Annotated in this window: 23 protein-coding genes; 9 read left to right on the top strand and 14 right to left on the bottom strand. The window is 50.1% G+C overall.

Annotated features, from left to right (window positions below):
- Positions 1 to 67: 67 nt before the first annotated feature.
- From H6F76_RS20545 to H6F76_RS20535, 3 genes are all read right to left on the bottom strand, one after another.
- The gene (locus tag H6F76_RS20545) at positions 68 to 985 is read right to left on the bottom strand and encodes a histone deacetylase (RefSeq protein WP_190511086.1); all 918 of its coding nucleotides are present in this window, start codon (positions 983 to 985) and stop codon (positions 68 to 70) included.
- A 206-nt stretch (positions 986 to 1,191) separates the two neighbouring features.
- Positions 1,192 to 1,341: a PsaJ protein gene (locus tag H6F76_RS20540; RefSeq protein WP_190447773.1), complete on the bottom strand. Its 150-nt coding sequence runs from the start codon at positions 1,339 to 1,341 to the stop codon at positions 1,192 to 1,194.
- Between the two features lie 221 nt (positions 1,342 to 1,562).
- Complete coding sequence (locus tag H6F76_RS20535) at positions 1,563 to 2,054, bottom strand: MEKHLA domain-containing protein (protein WP_190511084.1); 492 nt, start codon at positions 2,052 to 2,054, stop codon at positions 1,563 to 1,565.
- A gap of 105 nt (positions 2,055 to 2,159) precedes the next feature.
- Here H6F76_RS20535 and H6F76_RS20530 point away from each other — a divergent pair, with 105 nt between their 5' ends.
- Positions 2,160 to 3,047, top strand: a complete 888-nt coding sequence (locus H6F76_RS20530; RefSeq protein ID WP_190511082.1) for an alpha/beta fold hydrolase — start codon at positions 2,160 to 2,162, stop codon at positions 3,045 to 3,047.
- Positions 3,048 to 3,065: 18 nt separating this feature from the next.
- Positions 3,066 to 3,761: a 4'-phosphopantetheinyl transferase superfamily protein gene (locus H6F76_RS20525; RefSeq protein ID WP_190511080.1), complete on the top strand. Its 696-nt coding sequence runs from the start codon at positions 3,066 to 3,068 to the stop codon at positions 3,759 to 3,761.
- Between the two features lie 109 nt (positions 3,762 to 3,870).
- Here the strand turns inward: H6F76_RS20525 and H6F76_RS20520 are convergent, their stop codons facing one another.
- A complete protein-coding gene (locus tag H6F76_RS20520; protein ID WP_190511078.1) occupies positions 3,871 to 5,163 on the bottom strand; it encodes a glycosyltransferase family 1 protein in 1,293 nt (430 codons plus the stop codon).
- A gap of 1,155 nt (positions 5,164 to 6,318) precedes the next feature.
- On the opposite strand from H6F76_RS20520, the gene H6F76_RS20515 reads away from it, so the two are divergent.
- Positions 6,319 to 7,401 carry a mannose-1-phosphate guanylyltransferase gene (locus H6F76_RS20515; protein ID WP_190511076.1) on the top strand — a complete coding sequence of 361 codons (1,083 nt, stop codon included), beginning with the start codon at positions 6,319 to 6,321 and terminating at the stop codon, positions 7,399 to 7,401.
- Positions 7,402 to 7,480: 79 nt separating this feature from the next.
- Positions 7,481 to 9,133, top strand: a complete 1,653-nt coding sequence (locus H6F76_RS20510; RefSeq protein ID WP_190447787.1) for an AarF/ABC1/UbiB kinase family protein — start codon at positions 7,481 to 7,483, stop codon at positions 9,131 to 9,133.
- A 37-nt stretch (positions 9,134 to 9,170) separates the two neighbouring features.
- Here the strand turns inward: H6F76_RS20510 and H6F76_RS20505 are convergent, their stop codons facing one another.
- The 5 genes from H6F76_RS20505 to H6F76_RS20485 all read right to left on the bottom strand — a co-directional run bounded on the left by H6F76_RS20505 (position 9,171) and on the right by H6F76_RS20485 (position 13,431).
- Positions 9,171 to 9,869: a type 1 glutamine amidotransferase domain-containing protein gene (locus H6F76_RS20505; RefSeq protein ID WP_190511233.1), complete on the bottom strand. Its 699-nt coding sequence runs from the start codon at positions 9,867 to 9,869 to the stop codon at positions 9,171 to 9,173.
- Positions 9,870 to 10,081: 212 nt separating this feature from the next.
- A complete protein-coding gene (locus H6F76_RS20500) occupies positions 10,082 to 11,146 on the bottom strand; it encodes an NADH:flavin oxidoreductase/NADH oxidase (RefSeq protein WP_190511074.1) in 1,065 nt (354 codons plus the stop codon).
- 54 nt (positions 11,147 to 11,200) lie between these two features.
- Positions 11,201 to 11,353, bottom strand: a complete 153-nt coding sequence (locus H6F76_RS20495; protein WP_190511071.1) for a hypothetical protein — start codon at positions 11,351 to 11,353, stop codon at positions 11,201 to 11,203.
- Positions 11,354 to 11,888: 535 nt separating this feature from the next.
- Positions 11,889 to 12,374 carry an orange carotenoid protein N-terminal domain-containing protein gene (locus H6F76_RS20490; protein ID WP_190447793.1) on the bottom strand — a complete coding sequence of 162 codons (486 nt, stop codon included), beginning with the start codon at positions 12,372 to 12,374 and terminating at the stop codon, positions 11,889 to 11,891.
- Positions 12,375 to 12,624: 250 nt separating this feature from the next.
- A complete protein-coding gene (locus H6F76_RS20485) occupies positions 12,625 to 13,431 on the bottom strand; it encodes a M15 family metallopeptidase (protein ID WP_242036770.1) in 807 nt (268 codons plus the stop codon).
- 281 nt (positions 13,432 to 13,712) lie between these two features.
- Between H6F76_RS20485 and H6F76_RS20480 the strand changes: the two genes are divergently transcribed.
- A complete protein-coding gene (locus tag H6F76_RS20480) occupies positions 13,713 to 14,690 on the top strand; it encodes an AEC family transporter (RefSeq protein ID WP_190511069.1) in 978 nt (325 codons plus the stop codon).
- A 31-nt stretch (positions 14,691 to 14,721) separates the two neighbouring features.
- Here the strand turns inward: H6F76_RS20480 and H6F76_RS30635 are convergent, their stop codons facing one another.
- Entirely contained in the window at positions 14,722 to 15,153 is a 432-nt protein-coding gene (locus tag H6F76_RS30635) for a hypothetical protein (RefSeq protein ID WP_242036769.1), read from the bottom strand.
- A 237-nt stretch (positions 15,154 to 15,390) separates the two neighbouring features.
- On the bottom strand, positions 15,391 to 15,918 hold the full coding sequence (locus H6F76_RS20470; protein WP_190447797.1) for a phosphoribosyltransferase family protein: 528 nt from the start codon (positions 15,916 to 15,918) through the stop codon (positions 15,391 to 15,393).
- Between the two features lie 206 nt (positions 15,919 to 16,124).
- Here H6F76_RS20470 and H6F76_RS20465 point away from each other — a divergent pair, with 206 nt between their 5' ends.
- Positions 16,125 to 17,600 (top strand): MFS transporter, encoded by a 1,476-nt coding sequence (locus H6F76_RS20465; RefSeq protein WP_190511067.1) that lies wholly within the window; start codon positions 16,125 to 16,127, stop codon positions 17,598 to 17,600.
- A 6-nt stretch (positions 17,601 to 17,606) separates the two neighbouring features.
- Here the strand turns inward: H6F76_RS20465 and H6F76_RS20460 are convergent, their stop codons facing one another.
- Positions 17,607 to 18,602: a YegS/Rv2252/BmrU family lipid kinase gene (locus H6F76_RS20460; protein WP_190511065.1), complete on the bottom strand. Its 996-nt coding sequence runs from the start codon at positions 18,600 to 18,602 to the stop codon at positions 17,607 to 17,609.
- Positions 18,603 to 18,831: 229 nt separating this feature from the next.
- Between H6F76_RS20460 and H6F76_RS20455 the strand changes: the two genes are divergently transcribed.
- The gene (locus H6F76_RS20455; protein WP_190447802.1) at positions 18,832 to 19,089 is read left to right on the top strand and encodes a chlororespiratory reduction protein 7; all 258 of its coding nucleotides are present in this window, start codon (positions 18,832 to 18,834) and stop codon (positions 19,087 to 19,089) included.
- Positions 19,090 to 19,541: 452 nt separating this feature from the next.
- Here the strand turns inward: H6F76_RS20455 and H6F76_RS20450 are convergent, their stop codons facing one another.
- A complete protein-coding gene (locus H6F76_RS20450) occupies positions 19,542 to 19,829 on the bottom strand; it encodes a (2Fe-2S) ferredoxin domain-containing protein (protein WP_190511063.1) in 288 nt (95 codons plus the stop codon).
- A gap of 74 nt (positions 19,830 to 19,903) precedes the next feature.
- Positions 19,904 to 21,070: a GTP-binding protein gene (locus H6F76_RS20445; protein ID WP_190511061.1), complete on the bottom strand. Its 1,167-nt coding sequence runs from the start codon at positions 21,068 to 21,070 to the stop codon at positions 19,904 to 19,906.
- 166 nt (positions 21,071 to 21,236) lie between these two features.
- Here H6F76_RS20445 and cysS point away from each other — a divergent pair, with 166 nt between their 5' ends.
- Entirely contained in the window at positions 21,237 to 22,709 is a 1,473-nt protein-coding gene (gene cysS / locus H6F76_RS20440; protein WP_190511059.1) for a cysteine--tRNA ligase, read from the top strand.
- Between the two features lie 86 nt (positions 22,710 to 22,795).
- Positions 22,796 to 23,938 (top strand): AI-2E family transporter, encoded by a 1,143-nt coding sequence (locus H6F76_RS20435; RefSeq protein ID WP_190511057.1) that lies wholly within the window; start codon positions 22,796 to 22,798, stop codon positions 23,936 to 23,938.
- Positions 23,939 to 23,986 lie beyond the last annotated feature (48 nt).

The raw sequence follows: 23,986 nt of genomic DNA, 5'->3' as shown, positions 1-23,986 counted from the left end.
AATGTTAATCTTGCTTTCACTTTTAGCTTTAAGGTTGACGCTGATGGCTTCAATAAAAGCGATCGTCCTACAGCCGAAACTGTCGGTACACGTCGCTGGCAGCGCGATGCAGGAGCGCATGACGATAGACAAGGGCTTGCAAATCATCGGCATAACCGCCACCAATAACACAGGCGATCGCTGTTCCATAAGCTACGCACGTACTGAGCACTTGCATTTCACGCCGAAACAGCCCGGTATCGGTAAGGCACAATTTGCCCAGACGATCGCCAAAATGGGGGTCAACGCCAGCGTCATACAGCACTAAATCTGGCTTTACGTCAGTTAGCAAGGCTGGCAAGTAGTCTGCCAATGTTTGCAGGTAAGCATCATCTTCCATCCCTTCCGGCAGCGGCACATCCAGATCACTATGTTGCTTCGTGCCTGGAAAGTTGACTTCGCAGTGCATGGAGAACGTAAACACACTAGGATCATCCTGAAAAATGAACGCGGTGCCGTCCCCTTGATGCACGTCTAAATCGACAATTAAAACCGTCTGCACCAGCCCTAATTTTTGTAGGACACGGGCGGCGATCGCCAGATCATTAAAAATGCAAAATCCCGAACCGTAAGCAGGAAACGCATGATGGGTGCCGCCTGCTGTATTGCATGCCAAGCCATACTGCAATGCCAACTTAGCAGTGAGAACGCTGCCGCCAACCGCTACACATGTCCGCTGTACCAACTCTAGACTCCACGGCAACCCAATCCGTCGTTGTGCTTTAGCATCCAGCGTGCCCTCGCAGTATGCCTGCACATACTCTGGCGTATGTACCAGTTCTAGCCACTCTTGCGGCGATCGCTCTGGAGTATGAAACTGCGCTATATCCGCCACACCATCCCTCAGCAGCGTTTCATACAGCATCCGAAACTTCGGCATGGGAAACCGATGTCCTTCTGGCAATGGCGCGACGTAATTGGGGTGATAGACGATCGGTAGAGCCATGAAAAGGAAGCATCACTGAATGGGTGAAGCGGTTTCGGCAGACTGGAGCGCGATCGTGTTCTACAAAAACTGCTTTAAAGCAACAAAGCTTGGCAATCCCCCTCCTATTTTAGAAGAGAGGATTGTCAAGCTTCGTGTAAAAGGCTGCGGTAAATGCTTACAGCCTCGAACCCTTTACGCTGTAAGACATAGGATGAAACCGCACTTTATGGCATGGGATGAAAGAGCAGATCTGGGAAAAAGTAGTTAAAGACTGCCCAAGTAGAAACTGCAACAGATGTTGAGACGACCGCAAGAACAGGGGCAAGAGAAAGGTACCGGACGAAAAAGTTAGGTTGACTATTTGGGGTTGCCATAATCAAGCAAGCAGATAGATTGAACGCCTCAAGCTTACCGCTAATGTCTGTTTCTGCCCTCGACCGTAAGAAGGATGCAAGCTCGAACCATTTGTGATGCTCAACACATCAATTACAACATTTAGATGGGCTGACGAGATGATGGCATTAAGACTGTCCTCTTTGAGTCTTAAGTTTTGAGTTTTGAATTACTTTTACCTTCATCCCTTAACCTTTAGACCTCATCCTTCGTCCTTCCTCTCAACAAACTTCCACCGAGCAAACTTTGCTGCCTGTCCACACCGTTGATTTTGTTCATCCAGCACATCCCAAATCACAGCCGCCTGAATCCAAAAGCGTTGTCCGGTGCTAGAGATGCGGATGCCCTGGTAGTCGCTGATATAACCGTTGGCTTTTGCCTGGGCAAGGAGGCGATCGCGCTCGGCTCGTTCCACGGGTTCTGCGGTCAGACGCGATGGCGTTTGGGTGAACTGTGCCCAGTCCATTTCCCAAAGTGACAGTGCTGCTTGGTTGCCATAGTTCAGCAGGGGATCTGCCTCTGTGCCATGCGAAACCACAACGAAGGGAGCGTTGAACAGTGCTTCGGCGATCGCTGTCGGAGAGCCTTGCAGGTTTAAAAGTGGGCGATCGAGCCAGTGCTGAAAGCTGCGTAATAACCGTTTGCTATGGCGAATCACATGCGGTTGCTGCCAGGGTGGAGGAAGATTTGTCACGAGCGATTTTGGTGCTTAATTTAAGTCAACGCGCTTACAGCGCCATAGCTAGATTCGCTTACAGAATACTATGATGAAGATGTTTAGAATTCTTCATAAAAAGCCGTGGTGACTCAACAATTGACCCTCGCGCCCCTTGAGAAGCTTACCTGGGAATGGCGCGGTTACTCGATTCAATACACTGTCGTCGGTACAGGCACACCGCTCCTGCTGGTACATGGCTTTGGCGCATCGCTTGGTCATTGGCGGCAGAATATTCCAGTGCTGGCAGCTGGTGGTTATCGGGTGTTTGCGATCGACCTGTTAGGGTTTGGCGGCTCGGCAAAACCAGCGCTCGACTACAGTCTAGAGCTTTGGCAGGCGTTGTTGAAGGATTTCTGGAGCGCCCATATTCAAGCGCCCACCGTCTTTGTCGGGAACTCGATCGGGGGGCTGCTGTGCCTGATGATGTTGGCAGATCATCCCGAAACGGCTGCTGGCAGCGTCTTACTTAACTGCGCTGGCGGTATGAACCATCGCCCTGGTGAGTTGGCTCCACCGCTACGGTTCATCATGGCGACCTTTAATAATTTGGTGCGATCGCCGCGCTTTGGTGGTTTCGTCTTCAACCAGATTCGCCAAAAGCATCGTATCCGTCGTACCTTGTCGCAGGTGTACCGCAACCGAGACGCCATAACCGACGAACTGGTAGATATGCTCTACGCTCCTTCCTGCGATGAAGGTGCCCAAAAAGTGTTTGCCTCTGTCTTGACTGCGCCGCCTGGTCCTAGCCCTGCCGAACTATTGCCCAGGGTTAGCCAACCGCTGCTGGTGCTCTGGGGTGCCGATGATCCCTGGACACCGATCGCAGGTGCTGCTATCTATCAGAAGCATGCTGCGTCGCATCCACTCAAGTTTGTGTCTATCCCTGATACGGGTCACTGTCCTCATGACGATCGCCCAGAAGTCGTCAATCCACTCATTTTGGGATGGCTTCAGGAGATTGAAGTGTAACGGTGTGAGGAGCGTTTTGTGAGCCTGACGCTGACAGAGACCGAAATCCATGTCTGGCAAACTAATCTAGTGCGTTCGTCAAACGACTGCCAGCAACTAGCGCAAACGCTCTCGCCTGATGAGAAAGCACGAGCAGAACGATTTCGCTTTCCGCGCGATCGCGATCGCTTCATTGTCAGTCGGGGGACTTTGCGTGCACTTTTGGGACGCTACTTGAATACATCGCCCGATCGTGTGCAGTTTCGCTATGGTGACAAAGGCAAACCCGCGCTAGCTGAGCCATTGGCAAGCGTTGGGCTAGAATTCAATCTTTCACATTCAGAAGACTTGATGGTTTGCGCGGTCGCCTATCAGCAAGCGATCGGCATCGACTTAGAATATTTCCGCCCGGTTGCTGACTTAGAAAATCTAACACAGCGCTTTTTTACACCACGAGAACACGCCGCGATTCATGCCTTAGAGGGCGATCGTTGCTTACGCTCCTTCTTTCAGCACTGGACGTGCAAAGAAGCGGTATTAAAGGCTACTGGCAATGGCTTGATGAGCCTAAGCGCGATCGAAGTTTGCCTTCAACATGACACTGCAAAACTGGTGCGGCATGATAACGCATCAACGCGTGCATGGTCACTACAGCTCTTTACACCTGCACCGAACTATATAGGAGCGGTTGCTATGAACGCACCAGAGCGATCGCTCGTCTACCGAGAATGTTGAGTCCAACTTGAGGGGCAAAAAATACTTTCACCCCTCAAGCTGAGTTAGTCGCAAGTGATGGATTGCAATTAAGAGCAGTGACAAACGGCTGTTGTAGACTCTGTCTGACTTACGCACTCACTTGAGTAAGGGCTTCGGACACTTCTTGAGCCGCCGCTTGAGACGATTCTTCAATCAGTGTTTCGTAAAGTTCACCTAGTTGAGTTGCCACTCCATCCCAGCTAAACTTCGTTTCAACTCGCTTTCTCGCTGCCTGCCCCAGTTGGTTACGCCATTCTGGGTTCAGGAGAATACGATCGATCGCGTCTGCAAAGGCAGCTTCATCTTTGGGGGGTGCTAGCAGTCCGGTTTTTTCTGGCACTACTGTAAACTGCAACCCGCCGACGTCGCTCCCCACAACAGGCGTACCACACGCCATTGCTTCGATCGTCACTAACCCAAACGGTTCATAGTGACTGGGCACAACGCAAACATCCGCAGCCGCATAATAAACGGGTAAATCATCCTGGCTGAGCCGTCCAGGAAACTGAGTAATGTTTCCAATGCCCAGTTCGGCTACGATGCTTTCGATGCGCTCGCGTTCCTTGCCGTCACTATGACCGGGGCGACTGCCACCACCAATAATAAGCCGCACTTTTTCGGTTTCCCGAGTACGGCACTGATGCACTGCTCGCACTAAGGTTTCAATGCCTTTGCGAGGATCGAAGCGACCCACGTAAAGAATGACTTTCTCCTCCGGTGTGATCCCCAGCGTATGGCGCGCCTCCTCCTGAGTCACCGTACCAAAATGATTAATGCGTGTGCCACAGGGAATGATGTCAATGTTGCCACGAGTCGAAACGAGCGATCGCATATGATCCCGCTCTTGAGGACTGGTAGCCACAACGCGAGTGACTGTTTCTAAGCACGTTTTCTCAATGTCTAGCCGAGTCTTGGCAATAAGCGGCACTGTGGGAGTGGCTTTGTACTTGACTGCTCCCAGAGAATGGTAGGTATGCACCTGTGGAAGTGACAGCTTTTTGCAAAGTTGCATACCAACCCAAGACGACAACCAGTAATTACTATGAATCAAAAGATAAGGAGTTTCTAACTGCTCCTGAAATGCCAAAAATCCCTCTATAAATTCTGGCAAAAACTCAAAAAGCTCGTCTCGTGGTATGAACTCTTGCGGCCCTGCTGTCAAACGAATGGTGCGGCAGTGGGGAGTGTGTTGCACGATCGCGGGTTGCTCAGGATTAGCGCGGCGAGTGAACATATCAACCTGCCATCCCTGTTTTGACAGCGCTTCGCCAACATGATGCACATAAACATTTTGACCGCCTGCTTCTTCTTTCCCAATTTCAATCGCAGGATCACCGTGGACAGAGATCAGAGCAATGCGTTTTCGACTAAAAGAAACCATGATGTGTGAGCTTCACTTTTACTAGCGTTGACAAGCATTAGGCGTGACGAGTCCCGAGTTTGCCTTTTTAGAGGCAGACCTTACCTTCTTCATTCATTGCTAAACGGAAACTAATTCTATGAAGATAGATGCTGTTCCTGCATCGCTCCGAAGATGGAAACAGGAGTAAATTGAATCTCTGACGCACATTAGTATGACCTCCATATTGATAAGATACTGAAGCTGACCTCACAACATTTCTGTGGAGATATCATTAGCAAACAAGCTCTTTGGCGGGATTATAAGGTGGTTGAGAAATAATGAAACGCACTGCTATCAAGGCAATTAAGACTTCGGCGAGTTACTATTGCGCTCGAAACTAAACTAATCAACTTTAAATTCAAACCTCAACAGAAGAACTAATGCAGCTCTTCTGACACTCTGAAAAAGCTTTCGCTTCGTTAGTAGTCATCACTCAAAACGAGTCAGAACATTGCGACAGATACATTTAATCCGATGCAAGCAATGTGTTTCTACTTCACATGAACTTTACCATAAGTCAGCGATTGCGGCACCTTAAAAATGGGTGTAATTTGCTTACGAAAGAACGCAGATTATAACGTTAGTCTTTTCTATAACCGATTGCTTGCTGCTGACAACAATCAGCTTTTTTATCGTGCAAAAGCGGCTGTTTAGGAGTTGCAGCGCTTCAACAAAAGAAAATTATCATTGGTGCATACTGAGATTTGGTTGCTGCCTTGTAACAAATCAAACCTGACCCCATTAGGAATATATAAATAGAATCTATCTTTTGAAAATAATTGTATAGCCTATGCTAATGCAGCTCGGTGCTGGTAATGGTAGCAAGTAAGACATACGCCCGACCCGGAGAAATGCATTAGGTTTTACACAGTCTCTAATGTTGATCGTGTGGTGACAAGATTAGGTAAAGCGAAAAGAAAACGATCAGCAGAATGATGACACTCACCTAAGATCGACCCGAAGCAATCGGGTTGACGTTTTACCGAGATGAGCAGCAGCACCTTGAGGTAGAGGCGTTGCCGTATCAGACTGTAGAGGTGTTGCCACACCATACTGTACAAAAGCTATACGTCTTTTTAAACCCATGTTTTTCACTTATTTCAGCAGCCAATCTTAACGGAGCCAACGCCAACGATGACTAATCAATCTCTGGTGCCTGTCATTCTTGCAGGTGGCAAGGGCGAACGTTTTTGGCCCCTCAGCCGCAGAAAGCGCCCCAAACAGTTTTTAAGCCTGGATGGGAGCGGACGCAGTCTGCTTCAGGCTACCGCAGACCGCTTGCTGGCGATCGCGGGTGGCTGGCAGTCTGTTTGGGTTGTCACAGCAGCTCATCTGGCAGATGGAGTACGAGAGCAACTGCCAGAACTGCCAGAAGACAATCTTTTGGTTGAGCCAGAAGGTCGAGACACTGCACCAGCCGTGGCATGGAGTACCTTGAAGATTGCTGAACGCTATGGCAGAGAAGCGGTTGTCGGCTTTTTTCCAGCGGATCACTGGATTGCTGATGAGGCTGCCTTTCAAGCAACGCTGAACGCTGCCGCTACACTTGCAGCTCAAGAAGCCGCGATCGTCACGCTGGGGATCACGCCGACGGTTGCTTCAACGGGTTATGGCTACATCCAGGCGGGCGATAAGGTTGGTGTCTATGGTGCCCAAGTTGAGCAAGCGGACTTTCCCGCCTATCGCGTTAACCGTTTTACAGAAAAACCCGATCGCCACACGGCTGAACAGTTTCTTGCCACGGGCACCTTTAGCTGGAACAGCGGTATGTTCGTGTTTCGTGCGGGTGTAGCGCTGGATGAACTGCGAGTTTACGCACCTGAGATTGTTAGCCCTTTAGAAACGCAGGGCGTTGCCGCTTATCCTACGCTGCCTAAGAAAAGTATTGACTATGCTCTAATGGAAAAAACGCAGCAGGCATACGTGCTACCAGTTGCGTTTGGCTGGGACGATTTGGGCGATTGGAATGCGATCGAGCGCTTGCTCAAAGGCGAAAACGACAACGTTGAACTCGCCACGCACGTTGGGCTTGATACTCATGGAGCGATTTTTTATGCCTCCAAGCCAGAGGAGCTAATCGTGACGATCGGGTTAGACGATACGGTCGTCGTACGTGATGGCAACGTGACCCTGATTGTCAAAAAAGACCGCACTCAGGAAATCAAGCAAGTGCTCAAAGAAATTCAAGCTAATCCACAGTTCAAAGATCTGCTTTAGTTGTTAGGTTTTAGTGGTTAGTTGTTACAGTGATCACGATCGCCCGCCAATTAACCACTACCATCACTAACAACTAAGAATGTTTTCTCGCCTCGCCCAATCGAGCGCTCGCCAGCGCGAAATCGCAGAAGTTGTCCTCCGTAATGGTTGGGGCTATATGCGACGACTGCTGACAGGTACCAAAGCTGAAGAACCGCAACTGCCACCGCCTGCTGTCCTTCGCAACATTCTGGTTGAACTGGGACCCGTCTACGTCAAGCTGGGGCAGTTGCTGAGTACGCGACCTGATTTGCTGCCGCCAGAGTACATCACGGCACTCACCGCACTTCAGGCAGAAGTGCCTCCTGTTTCATGGCAAGAAGTGGAAGTGGTGATTCGGCAGCAATTGCGTCGTCCGCTCGAAGAGTCGTTTACCACCATTAATCACCAACCTGTTGCGGCTGGATCGATCGCCCAAACCCATCGCGCTACCCTGGCAGACGGGCGAGAAGTTGCGCTAAAAATTCAGCGTCCCGGCATTGAGGCGATCGTTGATCAAGATATCGCGCTCATCCGCAGTCTCGCAGATCTCGTTTCACGCACGAACTTTGGCAAGTATTACGACCTCAAGGCGCTGGCAGAAGAATTTGCAACTGCGCTCCTTGCCGAACTAGACTTCATGTTGGAAGCCACCCATACTGACCAGCTTCGCAGCAACCTCTCTAGCAGTCGTTGGTTTGACCCTAAGCAGTTAGTTGTACCCGAGATTTACTGGGAGCTGACCACCGAAAGGCTGATGGTGATGGAGTGGCTAGACGGTGTACCGCTGCTGCAAGGGAACTTCACTGGCATTGGTCATGGTGGTGATGCCACGGCTGAACGTCGCGCGATCGTGAGTCTGCTAGTGAATGCCTTCTTTCAGCAAATCTACATCGACGGCTTCTTTCATGCCGATCCGCATCCCGGCAACCTGTTCTATCTCAGAGATGGTCGTGTGGCGCTGCTAGACTGCGGTATGGTCGGGCGGCTCGATCCACGCACGCAGCAGGTTTTGACCGAAATGCTGCTGGCGATCGTCAACCTTGACGCGCAACGTTGCACCCAACTCACACTGCAACTAGCAGAATCAGTGCAAACAGTTAACCTGGCACAACTCGAAAGTGACTACGATCGCCTGTTGCGGCGCTACTTCAACCTCAATCTGGCACAGGTCAACTTCAGCCAATTATTTTACGATATCCTTCAGCGTGCTCGGGCAAACCACCTGCGCGTTCCCGGCAACATGGGTCTCTATGCCAAAACGTTGGCAAATTTGGAAAGTGTTGCTCGTAAGCTTGACCCCGACTTTAACCTGGCAGATCAGATCAAACCGCTAATGACTGATCTGTTTCGACGACAACTGGTGGGGGAAGCACCGCTCCAGGCACTCTTACGTACTGCGCTCGATCTCAAAACCCTTTCTCTCCAATCGCCTCGCCAACTAGAAATATTGCTCGATCGCGTCACTTCCGAAACTCTTCAATGGAATCTGAACCTGCGGGATCTTGATCCGCTCCGCCGGAGTGTGGATGATTCTGCAAACCGTCTCTCGTTCAGTATCGTCGTTGGAGCGTTGATTATGGGTGCCGCGACCATCCTGGCAAACGATCGCACAGGACGGTTGTTTTGGGTGAGCAGCGTCCTCTTCTTCTCCGCCAGCTTTCTCGGACTCTGGCTGATCGTTAGCATTCTGCGATCAGGGCGGCTTCGCTAAAACTATTTGTACGGGCACCCTGGATAACCTTGTTATGTCATAGAGTGACTCCTTGTGACGTGGCTAGCTGTTGTAAAACCGCTTTGGCTGCGGCTTCGGATGATGCAGGATTCTGCCCAGTAATCAAATTGCGATCGCTCGTCACATAGGACTGCCAATTAGCGGCTTTGGCATACTTGCCGCCGTTCTTTTTTAACTCGTCTTCTACCAAAAACGGCACGATGTTGGTTAGTCCAACTGCTTCTTCTTCGGTGTTGGCAAAGCCCGTTACAGACTTGCCTTGCACTAACGGAGAACCATCGGCAGCTTTAGTATGGCGCAACACACCGGGAGCATGACACACGGCGGCTGTAGGCTTGCCAGCAGTATAAAAAGCTTCAATTAACGCAATGGAATCTGCATCTTCTGCCAGATCCCACAACGGTCCGTGACCACCGGGATAGAACACCGCATCATAATCGTTAGCAGCAACACTTGCTAGCGTTAAGGTGTTAGCTAAAACGTCTTGGGCATCGGTATCCTGCTTGAAGCGAAGAGTTGCCTCCGTTTGGGCATCGGTCGCGTCACTTTTGGGGTCGAGCGGTGGTTGCCCACCTTTAGGAGAAGCCAGGGTAATGTCGGCTCCTGCATCTTTGAAGACGTAGTAAGGAGTGGCAAACTCCTCCAACCAAAATCCGGTTTTCTGACCTGTGTTACCAAGCTGGTCGTGAGAAGTTAATACCATCAAGATTTTCATCATCATTCCTCTTTTTTATTAACCTGGCAATCTTGAATCGTGCCTTTTGCCGCGTTGAATGAAGCGTAGCGATTTGAAGCAGCTTGGCTTCTAGCAGAGCGTTGAGTTTCTTTGTTTCGCTCCGCTGCGCTCAGAACGACACGTATGTTCTAACATAACCGGGTTCATCCATCGTTTTGAACCTCTGCACTACAGAACTGATCGCAGCCCGTTTAACTCCAGGCGCGCTCGTATTGCACGGGAGTCGGGATCGGCTGATGCAGTTGTTTCGCAGCCTGTAATGCCCAGTAAGGATCACGCAACATGGCTCGTCCCACTAACACCATGTCTGCCTGCTCGGTCCGAATGATGTGATCCGCTTGCTCTGGTGTTGCAATCATACCAACGGCTGCGGTGGCAATTTTGGCTTCGCGACGAATGCGATCGGCAAAGGGAGTTTGGTAACCAGCCCCCACAGGAACTGTTTCACCAGGCACGATTGCACCAGATGAGCAATCAATTAGGTCAACGCCCAGCGAATTTAACTTATTGCCAAGGGCAACACTTTGTTCAATATCCCAGCCATTGCTAACCCAATCGGTCGCCGAAATGCGAACCCAAAGCGGCGTTTGATCTGGCAGAACCATTCGTACCGCTTGCACAACTTCGCATAAAAACCGGATACGATTCTCAAAGCTACCACCGTATTCATCTGTCCGTTGATTGCTCAAGGGAGACAGAAATTCATGCAAGAGGTAACCATGCGCCGCATGAATTTCAACCAGCTTAAATCCGGCTTCTATAGCGCGTTGGGCAGCGTTGACAAATGATTCAGTTAGCTGTTGAATGTCTTCGATGCTCAATACTTTGGGCACAGGGCTCTCTGGCTTAAAGGGAACGGCACTGGGAGCAACGGTTGCCCAGCCTCCTTGAGCTTCCTCAAGCACTGCTCCACCATCCCAGGGACGTGCTGTGCTGGCTTTGCGACCGGCATGGGCAAGCTGAACCCCCGCGATCGCACCCTGGTGATGAATCAACTCCACGATGCGTGCCAGCATTTCGATATGGGTATCCTGCCAGATTCCCATATCTTGAGGGGTGATACGTCCCTGTGGCTCAACTGCCGCTGCTTCAGTCATCACCAACGCAGCTCCACCTACGGCTCGACTGACCAGATGAATGAGATGCCAATCATTGGCAAACCCATCCTGGCTGGAATATTGACACATGGGAGACACGGCAATACGATTCCGAAAGGTAACGCTGCGTTGCTTGTATGGCTCAAATAAATGCGGCATGGTTGAACAGTCCTGCTGAAATCCATCAGTAATTAAATTAGCGCTATCTCATTACTAGTGCCCTTTTTCTGCGCGGCGGTAAGAAGGTGCATCGGGTTTCGCTAAATCCACGGTTGTAAGCGTCAAAACTAAAGCCGTGCGATTCTCTCGAAGATGCTTTGGATTGCTGGCTTTGGGAATGGCAATTACATCCGGTACAGTCACCAAGCGATTGCCACCTGATTTGAAATGCCGATGTTGAGCGTCAGCTTTTCAAGCAAGTACAAAATTGCACTTGCTTTGTCAAAATGTCCAATCAGACTATTTCACTGTTAGAAAATAACCCAACAGTTTTTCAGGATGGTATCACCACAGTTTCGATCACCAATTAAATAGATTTGTCTGTTACTCACCACTTAGCCTTGAAATGAGACAAAATGAGGTCGCAGGTTATTACGTACAGATAAAACTAGTTCCAATAGTTTTACTTAACTGAGCACGTAAACTGTCCCTTCAGTCCAAAAAATATTGTTATTAGTGTTGGCTAGAATGGCGTATTTCTATTGCCACAGTCCAAGGAATTATTGCTTCTTACCAAGAGAATAACAATTTAGAAGATGGTTTAGAGTCGCTAAATATGTCTGCTTTAAACAAAAAACTGAGATTCTGAACCCTTATTTTGAAGAAGATTTCAGAATCTCAGCAGACAGAGTTGAGATTTTTATTAAAGTGCTCAGACAGAAGTTGAATTTTCGGCTTTAGCTTAAGCCATGGCGCCTGGTTTGGGAGAACTGCCCATCATAGAAACTACGTTGCGGATAGCAGTAAGTTGATCTTCAAAGTCATAGCCCTTGAAAGAATCCATGAAACCCTGTGCTTCTGGTGGTAGTTTGTAATCTGATGGCACGTTGACTACTCGTCCTTTTTCCATCTCTTGCCCTAACAGATACCAGAAGGCAATGCGATTGCTCGAATTGAAGTTGGCATAGTCGTGAGCAACCCCATCAGTAGAACCATTGATAATGTCACGCTGGGCTTGCAATTGCTCCTCTTGAGACATCTGCGCTAATTGATCAACGGATGCTTGGGCGATCGCAAAGCCGGTTTCGTTATCAGAGGCGCTGGGCGTAATTGAGCCTTTGACTTCTTCATAAATAAACCACAAAAGCGCCAGTTGCTCATCGGCACCAAACTGCATAAATGCTTCAACAGTTTGATCAGGCTTCTTAGTTGTGTTGGTGTCTATCATAGCTTCTTCAAAAAACGACCTCTGAACGTTAACAAATGTTCAAACACGTCTTAACCCTACTGAAGACAGAAGCTCACAACTCTTCTCTAGAAAGAGGTTGTGTAGATAAGCACACTAATTCAATAATGAACAGACTCACTGAAAAATGTCCAACGCTTTCTCTGTACCGCTTGCTTAGATTTACCAGCGTGTATGTCGATCGTCATTTATAACCAACGAAGCAAATACTTCTAAAAAATAATAACCAAGACTACTTCTGTCCTCGCGCTTTGTAGAACGTCTTTAAGCTTTGGATGTCGCCGACGTAGCGCCAATGCCAGGGTTCGTAGCTGACGCCCTGACGGTTATTTTTGGTGAAAGAGAGTTCAAAGCTGTAGCGGTTGGCGTTGTCCTTGAGCCAACGGTAGGCAGCTGTCTTGTCAAAGTCAGGACTCAGGTTGAGTGCAGGCGTGTTGCCATCACCAATATCGACGGCATAGCCCGTGTGGTGTTCGCTGTACCCAGGCGGAGCGCTGACCTTAGCGCGTTCAGTCGCATTCTGGTTGCGATCGGCTTTTACATCAAAGTACAGATATTTTTGGTCCTCAAGGGAGCGAAAGCCTGAAATCGGTACAAGGCTAATCCCTTCTTGCTGAGCAGCGGCAGTCATCTCTCGATAGGCTTGAGCAGCGGCTTTTCGCATTTTGATGCTGCCATCGGCGACGATCGGTGCTAGTTCTGCCTGCGGTGCTGCGGGGTAGGCAAAGTGTCCCAATAGCGTCTCCGCATTGGGTGCAGCAGTCGGTGAGCCTGCCTGTGAGGGTTGAGCGGTTGCTGCGGGGCTTTCCATTGCCAGGGTATCGGTTTGTGGTTGCTGTATACGCAGCGCCATAAAACTGCCTGCTGCTAGTGCGGCAATGCCCAAAGCCGCTAGGCTACCAATCAGCAAAACGATGTTTGTTTGAGGCTTGGGGGCTACCTCCTGCCCTTCGCGCTGCGCCACGGGAATATCATCCATCGGCAGAGGCGACTTTGGCGTAGTTTCTGAGGGCTTTTCGGGGGTACCAGCGTTATCCAATCGTTCAACTCCTACACTCAAGCAATAGCGATTACAGGAATTGTAAACTGAGTCAGATCTCCTAGATGTGTCTTTATCGGTTGGTTCAAGCGACAAACGGGAAACAGTCCCCTGTTATACAACCTTAAATCACGAGGCTAAAATCTGAGCCAGTTTTTACAGTCTTCTTACAGTACAGCGAAAGCATCGATCGTGTGCTTGCCTCAAAGGACTCGTTGGGTTGGCGATCAACTTACTGTGCTTTTACAGGCACGTCGCCTTCAATCTAAATTGGTATCACCATGACCGTTGACAACCTGCTGACGATATACGTGCCGTTATTGGGCTGGACACTCGTTGGCTGGGTCTGCGGTCGCCTTCTGCCTGCAACGGTGCCTGCCTTGCTGGGAAAGTTTTTGTTCTGGGTGGGGGTGCCGATCAGCATTTTTGCCTTTCTGCGTCACGCACAGCTAACGGCAGCATTGTGGCTCGCTCCAGTCGTAGCGTGGGCAGCAATACTACTGGGTGCAGGCTTGGCGTGGTGGCTCGGTCAGCGATCGCAGCACTATGCCCGTTTCTGTGATCGACCGTTTAGCCACCAAACTCAGGGTAGCTTTCTGCTGGCATCCATGCTGGGCAACACGGGCTACATTGGTTATCCCGTAGCGCTGGCGCTGGTAGGACCGCAATACTTTGCCTGGACGCTGTTTTATGATCTACTGGGATCAACGCTAGGGTCGTATGGTTTGGGCGTGGCGATCGCGGCTCACTTTGGTAGCAAGACAACGGATGCAACGCAGCCAAGCAGCAAAAAGCATTGGCGCCCCTGGCAAGCGGTAGCAACAATAATCAAGAATCCCGCGCTGTGGAGCTTTGGACTTGGGTTAGCTTACCGTGATGCTCCTATGCCACCGCTGTTAGAAAATAGCCTGCGAGGTGTTGCCTGGTTTGTAGTTGCCCTATCGCTTGTGTTGATGGGGATGCGCTTAAGCCAGCTATCGTCTTTCAAACACGTCAAACCAGCCCTACTCAGTGTTGGTATCAAGATGCTGCTTGTGCCGCTGCTGCTAGGGATGGTGCTGTGGGCGCTGGGTCTTAGCGGTTTGGTCTATCGAACGATCGTGCTACAGATGGCAATGCCGCCTGCCTTTGCAACGTTAGTGCTTGCTGAAGCATATGAGCTTGATCAAGAATTGACGGTGACAGCGCTGGTAGTAGGCTGTTTAGGATTGGTGCTGTTGCTGCCTTTTTGGCTCTGGCTATGTTCCGGTAATCCCTAACCTTTGACAACCTCTAATCCTCTGGCAACCCCTAACCCACCCAGCTCACATCACCATCAGGCTGGTTGGATGATGAGAGCGGTTTGGCGATCGGCGCATCCCGTCGAATTGCTTGCTTACCTGCTTCGGAGCCATGAGGGGAGGGTATGTCTGCTGCACGAGCGCTCACATTACCACTCTGCTGTGATGCCGTCATTGTGCGGCTTGCAGGTTGCTTAACGTCTTTTTGCTCTGGTAGCACTACCTTGTGCATCAGATATTCGATCGTCTGCTGCTTAACCCAGCCTCGCGCTGCTAAAATTTCACCGAAGCGCATGCCTGTCAACTTCTGGTCGTTAAGCGCTACATCAATTTGAGCAGGAGTCAACAAGCCTGCCTCGACTAAGTACCCACCTAAACGCTTCTTCGAGTAGGACGTATGGGCTGTTGGTGTGACTGGGCGGCGATCGCTAGAGTCTCGCATTGCTACCTCGGAAAAACTTGAAGTCACTCTAACCTCAGCCAAGCTGAGGCAGTGACTTAAACCCACCTAAAAACTGAACCGTACATTTGCGGGGAACTTCACACCTGATTTTTTTATTATATCGACAGAAATACCGAAATTTCATCACCCGATCGCGTCATCCTGAACGTCCTGCGTACCAATACCCAACTTGAGCTTGTTGAATCTACGTGCAGTGATCACAACTCAATACTGCGTCTACGGTGTCACGGGTGCGGATGGTAGGGATGCGACTAAAGCGTCTGGACTCATTTGCTCATAATGCTCAAAGGGCTGGTGAATCCACGGGTTATCGGGTAAGTAATCCACGTAATAATCTGGGGTAATCACAGAACAGTTCTTATACCAGAGCACGCCTGTCCGCACTTCCTCTACGTAGTACCCATAGCGTCGATCGAGCCACACTAGCGTTTTTTTAAGGGTGACACCCGAATCCACCAGATCATCTACTAGCAGCACATGACTGCCCAAATTAGCTGTCGTCATCGACAGATCCCGCGAAATGGTAATCGAGCCGCGCACCTGTCCACCAATGCCGCCATAGGAAGAGGTCGCCAGAATTGCCAGTGGCAGATCAAAGATGCGTGCCAGGATATCGCCAACCCGCAGCCCACCTTTAGCTAAACAAATAATCTGATTAAATTTCCATTCGGACTGATGCACCTGGGCGGCAAGTTGCTCAATTTTTTGGTGATATTCTGACCAGGAGATGTATAAATCTGACATGACAGCACGTAGGAAAGGGATAGCAAGCGGCAAGCAGCAAGTTTTAAGTTTTGAGTGTTGAGTTCTGAGTTTCGGGCGGAAGGCACTACCTTAAAACTCACCACTCTAAGCGTGCAAGCGTCTGCCTGAAGCCAAAAAGCCTCAAGCTAAGCACCTCAAGCTGAAAAAGATAATACAACTGTTATTTGCTTTTCTTGTATCCCACTATGCATGATTCCGCTTCTTCCGTTCCGCCGACCTTGCCAAAACTCAGCCTTCCTACCAAGTTGGCGTACGGCGCAGGCGATCTCGGACCCGCCATTACTGCCAATATTCTGGCGTTTTTCTTACTATTCTTTTTTACTAACGTGGCAGGTATTAACCCTGGCTTGGCAGGCAGTATTTTGCTGATTGGCAAGATTTGGGATGCTGTCAACGACCCTTTTGTCGGTGTTTTGAGCGATCGCACCCAAAACCGGATGGGTCGCCGCTTGCCGTGGATGCTATGGGGAGCAATCCCCTTTGGCATCTTTTATGTGTTGCAATGGCTGGTGCCTCAGTTCAGTGCTGACCCAGCCACAAATCAGTGGTGGCTCTTTGGCTATTACATTCTCGTTTCGGTGTTGTTTAATACAGCCTATACAGCGGTTAACCTTCCCTACACGGCGTTGACCCCCGAACTGACTCAGGACTACAACGAGCGTACCAGTCTCAATAGCTTTAGGTTCTTATTTTCGATCGGGGGCAGCATTGCTTCACTGCTATTGGCACAGGTGATCTTTGCCGTTTTTAAGCCCAGTGCAGCGCCAGGTGGGAGTTGCAACGCTGGTGTAATGCAGTATACGGTGCTGGGCGTTGTTTGTGCGGTTATTTCGATCGTCTCGCTGTACTGGTGCGTTTGGGGTGTTCGCAGACAGGTAATGGTTGCCGAAAACCGCCGACTCGAAACCGAATCAACCGCCACCATACCGCTGCTAGAGCAACTGCGAATCGCCTTTAGCAATCGACCGTTTCTCTACGTTATTGGCATCTACTTTTGCTCCTGGCTAGCGGTGCAAATTACTGCCTCGATCATTCCCTACTTTGTTGTCAACGTGATGCAGCGGGAAGATCAGTTCATTCCGGTGCTGTTAGCTGTACAGGGGACGGCATTGGTCATGCTGTTTGTCTGGACGGAAATCAGCAAGCGGGTGGGCAAGAAAGCGGTTTATTTTATGGGTATGGGTGTCTGGATTATTGCTCAAGCAGGGCTGTACTTTCTCAAGCCAGGACAAATTGGCTTGATGTATGTGCTGGCAGTCATGGCGGGGTTTGGTGTGGCGACCGCATACCTGATTCCCTGGTCAATGGTGCCTGATGTCGTTGAACTGGATGAGTTGCAAACGGGGCAACGGCGCGAGGGCATTTTTTACTCGTTTATGGTGTTACTACAGAAGGTAGGGCTGGCTCTTGGGTTGTTTTTGCTGGGTCAGGGATTAGCGATCGCTGGCTTTAAGGAAACGGTGCCGTGTCAACCCGCGCCTGTGCAGCCACCCTCTGCGATCGCAGCTATCCAGCTGGCGATCGGTCCACTGCCAACGTTGGTGCTACTGATTGGGCTGGTGCTGGCTTACTTTTACCCTATTACAAAGGAAGTCCATGCTGAGATCTTGCTAAAGTTGCAAGAACGGAAGCGGCTGCAAGCGCAAGGCGAGGAGCCTTAACCGACTTCATTCATGCTCACCAAAGCTACCTTCACCGTCCGGTGTCTGCTTCATTTCAATCACCAGATTTGGCAGCCCTTCGAGTTTTTCGGTCGGTAACGTCTCTTCGACTAGAGGGTAAAAGAGCGTGAGTCCATGAGGAACGCATTCAACGTCGATCGGCGTATTACCAATTAGTTCGCCATCCAAAACCACTTTTTGCTCTGGATCGGTTGTAATTTTGACTCGTTTGGCACGGAGATAGCCAATATCATCGCGATCAACAGCATCGCCACTCAGCGCCGTTTGCAAGAGATGGTAAGTTGCCGCGATCGCCCCTGCCTTGTTCGCTGGAGACACCAACGTTACATCCAGCAACCCATCATCAACTACTACGCCTGACGGACCCTGTGCCAAGACAGAAGTTGCCGGCGCCGTATTTGCAACCGTAATCGCGGCGGCTGTCAACTTAATCACTTTGTCTTCAGTTTCAATTTCGGCTTCAAACGTTTTCATCTGTCGCAACGCCTGAAACCCTGCCAACACGTAAGCAAAGATACCAAAGCGGTTTTTTGCCTCGCGACCGGCTAACTCTACTGCCTCTGCTTCAAACCCAATGCCTGCTAGCAACACCATCGGGTGTCCATTGCAGTACGCTGCATCAACAGTTTTGGTTGCGCCACCTAAAATCGTTTGACAAGCTGCTTCGATCGTGTCAGGAATATCCAGGGCATTGGCAAAGGCATTAGCAGTTCCGCGTGAAATAATGCCAAAGGGAATAGTAGTGCCAACTAAAGCTGCTGCTGCTGCCGAGAGTGTGCCATCGCCACCGGAGGCAATAATGGCATCGACACCGCGCTTAACTGCTGCGATCGCGAGTGCATCGGCACCGACTTCTTCCGTTGTTAGCTGAATATCCAGATCAATCTCAGGCTCTAGCAAAGCTTTAATCGTTGCCAGATCTTGCTCTGGATCACCCTTACCCGCCACTGGATTGAAGATCAGACAGGCAGAACGCTTCATAGACGCTAAAGTTTTTAGGATGAATGTTTGGATGGACTTTTTTTCAGGCTAGCTTCTACAAAGACTAGCGGATCGCTCAACAGTCCGTACCATGCTACTTCCCGTACCAACGATTATATCGCGCAAATCAGGAACCAAGGCTCAGTGCTTCCAGAAGACTGCACAATAGGAGTAGTCCTCAGTGATCAACAGTGATCAACCCCAAAGCCGTGCAGGAGAAGAGTGAGCTATGCCCGACCCACGTATGTACGAAAGCGATACGTTTGTTTTGCTGGAATCTGGGCGATCGGAAGAGTTCCTTACCACTGCTGAATTGCTCGACAAGCTCAAAGGCGTGTTAGCAAAACGACAAGATGACCTTCCTAGAGATCTGCAAAAGTTTACTTCTGTTCAAGACCAAGCGCAGTATTTACTTGAAACGTCCTGCGAACTGGATGTGGGTCCTGACGAATTTCTACAATGGTATGCCGTCCGTTTGGAGAAATAGCCTCACAGACTCCCTTTGTAGCAACCCCTTTGTAGCAACACGCTATTTTTAACCCTGCTGCCCTAAACTTTCGCGACTGCAAAAAGGTATTGAAACTGCGATCGAAAACGTAATGAAATAGACGTTGCCCTCGATTATTTCGCAAGGCTAGCTGTGTATTGACTTGCCACCCTTTTCAATATCGGAAAGTTTTTGGGTTGGGTTACTACTACGCAGGGCTACCTTACTGCGCTTCAAGAAACTGCGCCTCAGACACTTCAACCGCATACGATCGCTTAAGTAGATCGAAAGCAAACATTACAGCTAACTGTTACGTGATCGCCTGTACAACGGTGGACAAGTAATCGCTTCGGTAGCGTGTTCTCTAGCCGCATGAATTTGCAGCAGAATCTTACTCCTTGCCTTTTTTGGCTACCACTTCTGTTCTTCTACCTTTTTGTTTCTCCTTGCTCTTAAAACTGCGGATGCAAGCGTGGATGAAGGAGGTCTGCAACGGGTTTGCCTTGCTTCAGGTGTTGCTCAACGATCGCCCTTACATCTTCGGGTTTCACGCGACAATACCAGGTATTGTCGGGCAGCACGCGGACGGTTGCACCCATGTTGCACTGTCCCTGACAGCCACAGCCAATAACCATCGCACCGGGCACAGAGGCTGCCTGAAAAGCTGCCAGCACAGCAGCAGAGCCATTTGCAAGGCAATTAGTGTACTGGCAGACGAGAATTTGACGACCAGAATCCATACAAGAGTGATGAGTTTCAAGTGATGAGTTTTGAGTTGAGAAGCGACTAAGAACTCATCACTCAAACCGACTTACTACTTGCCAAAGCCTTTACCGCGACCAGCAGAGGCAACGGTGAGGCAGTTTTCGACTTGCGATCGCAACGCATCATGATCCAGGTTTTGACCAATCAGCACAAGCTGGTTTTTGGGTTCACCTTTCCAGTCGTCGTCATCGAGCGAAAACCGTTTACCGCTCAGGTGGAAAATATGACGCTTGGGGCTTTCGCTAAACCAAAGAATGCCCTTGGCACGAAACACAGTGGCTGGTAGCTGATTGTCAAGGAAATATTGAAATTTGCGGATGTCAAACGGTTTGTCGCTGGCAAAAGAGACAGAGGTGAAGCCGTCGTTTTCTAGGTGATGAGAATGATGCGCGTGGTCATGGTCGTGGTCGCAATGCCCATGATCATGATCGCAAGCAGAATGGTCGTGGGACTCATGCTCGTGCTGGTCATGCTGATGAGACTCATGCTCATGATGCTCATGCCCAGAATGATCATGGTCATGATGCTCGTGATCATGCGCTTTTTCATCGGGAGCGAAGTATTTGTCAGATTCAAAGAGTCCCACACTCAACAGCATGGCTAGCGGCACTTGCCCTTTGACAGTGCGTAGGATGCGTGCGCCCTCTTTGATGTCACGGATTCTTACTTCCAGCGCGTCCAAATTGGCTTCGTCTACCAAGTCAGCTTTGTTGAGGAGAATGATGTCGCCGTAGCTGATCTGACTGTAGGCGGCTTCGCTATTGAACAGATCTAGGCTGAAGTTTTCGGCATCAACTAGGGTGATGATGGAGTCTAAGCGCGTTAAATCCCGCAGTTCGGTGCCCAAAAAGGTGAGCGCGACGGGCAGGGGATCGGCAAGCCCCGTGGTTTCGACGACGAGGTAATCGAGCGAGTCTTGTCGCTCTAGAACCTTGTAAACGGCTTCTACCAGGTCATTGTTGATGGTGCAGCAGATGCAGCCATTGCTCAACTCCACCATATCTTCGCCTGTGGTGATGACAAGTTCGTTGTCAATGCCGATTTCGCCAAACTCGTTGACCAAAACGGCTGTTTTAACACCGTGCTGATTGGTCAGAATATGGTTAAGTAGAGTTGTTTTGCCGCTGCCCAAAAACCCTGTAATGATGGTGACGGGTAAGCCACGCTTGGGCGCATCGATCGCAGAGGAAGAGGCAGGAGTGGTGGCTGATTGCATAGCGCAAATGTCCGAGACATTAGAAGATAAAGGTAGTCGTTACGATGAACGGTACGATCGCACCGCTGCACACTTTTTCATTATCACCGATCTAGGCTGGGTTGTTTAGTGAAAACACTGATCGCCGCCTCCCTATAATTGTCCTCGCTGTTTGAATGATATTGCTATGCCACTCACGCTTTACAACACACTCACCCGCCGCAAGGAGCCATTTGAGCCGATCGAACCAGGCAAGGTGCGGATGTATGTGTGTGGCATCACGGCGTACAACTACTTTCACGTCGGCAACGCGAGAGTCTTTGTGGTTTTTGACGTGGTGCGACGTTATTTGAAGTGGCGTGGTTATGACGTGCGCTATGTCCAGAATTTTACCGATATTGATGACAAGATTCTGAAACGGGCACTCGCAGAAAACAGCACAATGGAGCAAATTGCTGAGAAATATATTGCTGCCTATTTTGAAGATGCCGATCGTCTAAATATTCTCCGTGCTGATGCTTATCCACGTGCCACTCATGCGATCGACGGCATTCAGCGCCTCATTCACGAATTGGAGCAACAGCAGTACGCCTATGCTGCCGATGGCGATGTTTATTACGTTGTGCGCCAGTTTGCAGACTATGGCAAGTTGTCGGGACGCAAGCTAGAGGAGATGCAGGCTGGCGCCAGCGGTCGCGTAGACGAAGAGGCTGATAAGAAAAAAGACCCTGCTGACTTTGCCTTGTGGAAAGCAGCCAAACCAGGCGAACCGTTCTGGGAATCGCGGTGGGGTAAGGGTAGACCGGGCTGGCACATTGAATGCTCGGCGATGGTACGCGATGAATTGGGTGAGTCGATCGACATTCATGGTGGTGGCATAGATCTGACGTTTCCTCATCACGAAAATGAAATTGCTCAGAGTGAAGCCGTAACGGGCAAGCCATTAGCAAAATACTGGCTGCACAACGGCTTCATTAATATGGACGGGGAGAAGATGTCCAAATCGTTGGGCAATTTTCGCCTTACCCGCGATTTGTTTGCGAATTATGACCCCATGGCGTTTCGGCTCTTTGTTTTGCAGGCGCAGTATCGCAAGCCGATCGACTTTACCGCCGATGCCTTGGACGCTGCCGTCAGTAGCTGGAAAACCCTGAAAGAAGCGCTCCAGTTTGGAACGCAGTTTGCAGCCTTACCCGGATGGCAGTCTGCCGCTACCGATAACCTGGATCAAGCGGTAGTTGATCGCTTTAATGAGGCGATGGATGATGACATCAACACGCCGATCGCCCTTTCGGTTGTGTTTGAGTTAGCGAAAGCACTCAGTCGTGAAGGTAACCAACTCGTACATCAAGGCAACCCCGATCTGCCTGTCGAACAGTTGCAACGCCAATGGCAAACGTTCATCAGCCTTTTAGAAGTTTTAGGATTGGACGCTAAGCCAGGGATGCTAGCTGGTGAAATTGTTTCTTCCTCAAGTCTGACTGGCGATTTAACAGTTGGTTTAAGTGATGCTGCGATCGAGGCACTCATTCAACAGCGGCAAGAAGCACGGCAGTCGAAAAATTGGGCAGAGAGCGATCGCATCCGCAACGAACTTCAGTCTCAAGGCATTACGCTGATTGACCAGAAAGATGGCGTAACGCGATGGCACCGCAACTAGAGTTTTTAGTTGTTAGTTTTTAGTTGTTAGTGCTTGCGGGTATTTCCAATCTAAAAACTAACAACCAACCACTAACAACTTCCCCTATGTCTGATCAGCGCATTACGATTTCGCTTTCCAGCATTTTCAGCATTTTGCTTGTTGTACTGCTGCTGGCGCTGCTTTGGCAGTTGCAGAGCTTGCTCATTGTGCTGATGATTTCGGTGGTGTTGGCAGCAACTCTTAGCCCGATCGTCAACTGGGCTGAAAGCCGACGAGTGCCCCGCTGGTTAGCAGTGATTGCCGTGTACTTAGCGCTCATTGGTGGCTTTGTTGGCGTTGGGGTGTTAATTGGTCCCACTGTAGTGGAGCAGACCGATCGCCTGATTACTCAAATTCCGGTTTACTCAGAGGCGCTCTTCAACTGGGTGCAAGGACTCGCCTTACGCCTAAATACCTCTCAGCCAGAGCTGGTGCCGCAGTTGATCAATCCCCAAGCTCTAACAAACTGGGTAATTCGCTCTGGTCAGCAGGTGTTGTTGCGATCGTTCGGCTTGACGAAAAATATTGTTGGTGCACTATTTAGTGTCATTCTCGTCTTGCTCATTTCTGGCTATATGGTGGCGGGCAGCAAGACGCTCATTCAAGGGGTGGTGCAACTTTTTCCCGCACCGTGGGATCGCCGTCTGACCGCGCAGGTCAAGCCTGTCGCTCGGCGCATGGGTAGCTTTATTCAGGGACGAGTGGTCGTGTCTGCCATTCTGGGCGTTGTAACAACCGTTGGCTTGAACGTTTTGGGGCTGTCGGAAGTTTCGCTAGCATTGGGCGCGATCGCAGGCTTTACCAACTTGATTCCCTTCGTAGGACCGTTTCTAGGCGCGATTCCCGCTCTGATCGTATCGCTGTCAATGGGTGGTATCACCTGGCTTTGGGTACTACTGCTCTTTACGATCGTGCAGAATCTAGAAAGCTACGTCCTCGATCCTTTACTCGTTGGCTCCTCCGTCAATGTCCATCCCCTATATCAGCTTTTAGCCGTGTTTGGTGGCACTCAGGTATTGGGCATTTTGGGCGCAATTATTGTGCCGCCCTGGGTTGCTGGAGCCGCTGTGCTGCTGGAAAACCTTTATATCCGACCCAAACGCATTGGTGAAGTTAGAGCCGAGCGATCGCGTACGAATGGGAGGGTGCAAGGTGGTGCGATCAATAACGAGCCAACACCAGCAGCGAACGAACCCATCCGCACTTAAATCCCGTGGATCAGAGGGAAAAGGGCGACATCGGTTTTACCTTCATCC

It is taken from the genome of Leptolyngbya sp. FACHB-321 (assembly GCF_014695975.1).
In the GTDB taxonomy this organism is placed as follows: domain Bacteria; phylum Cyanobacteriota; class Cyanobacteriia; order Leptolyngbyales; family Leptolyngbyaceae; genus Stenomitos.
Note: the sequence above shows the minus strand (reverse complement) of the source record. Positions and strands in the feature narration are given on the sequence as shown.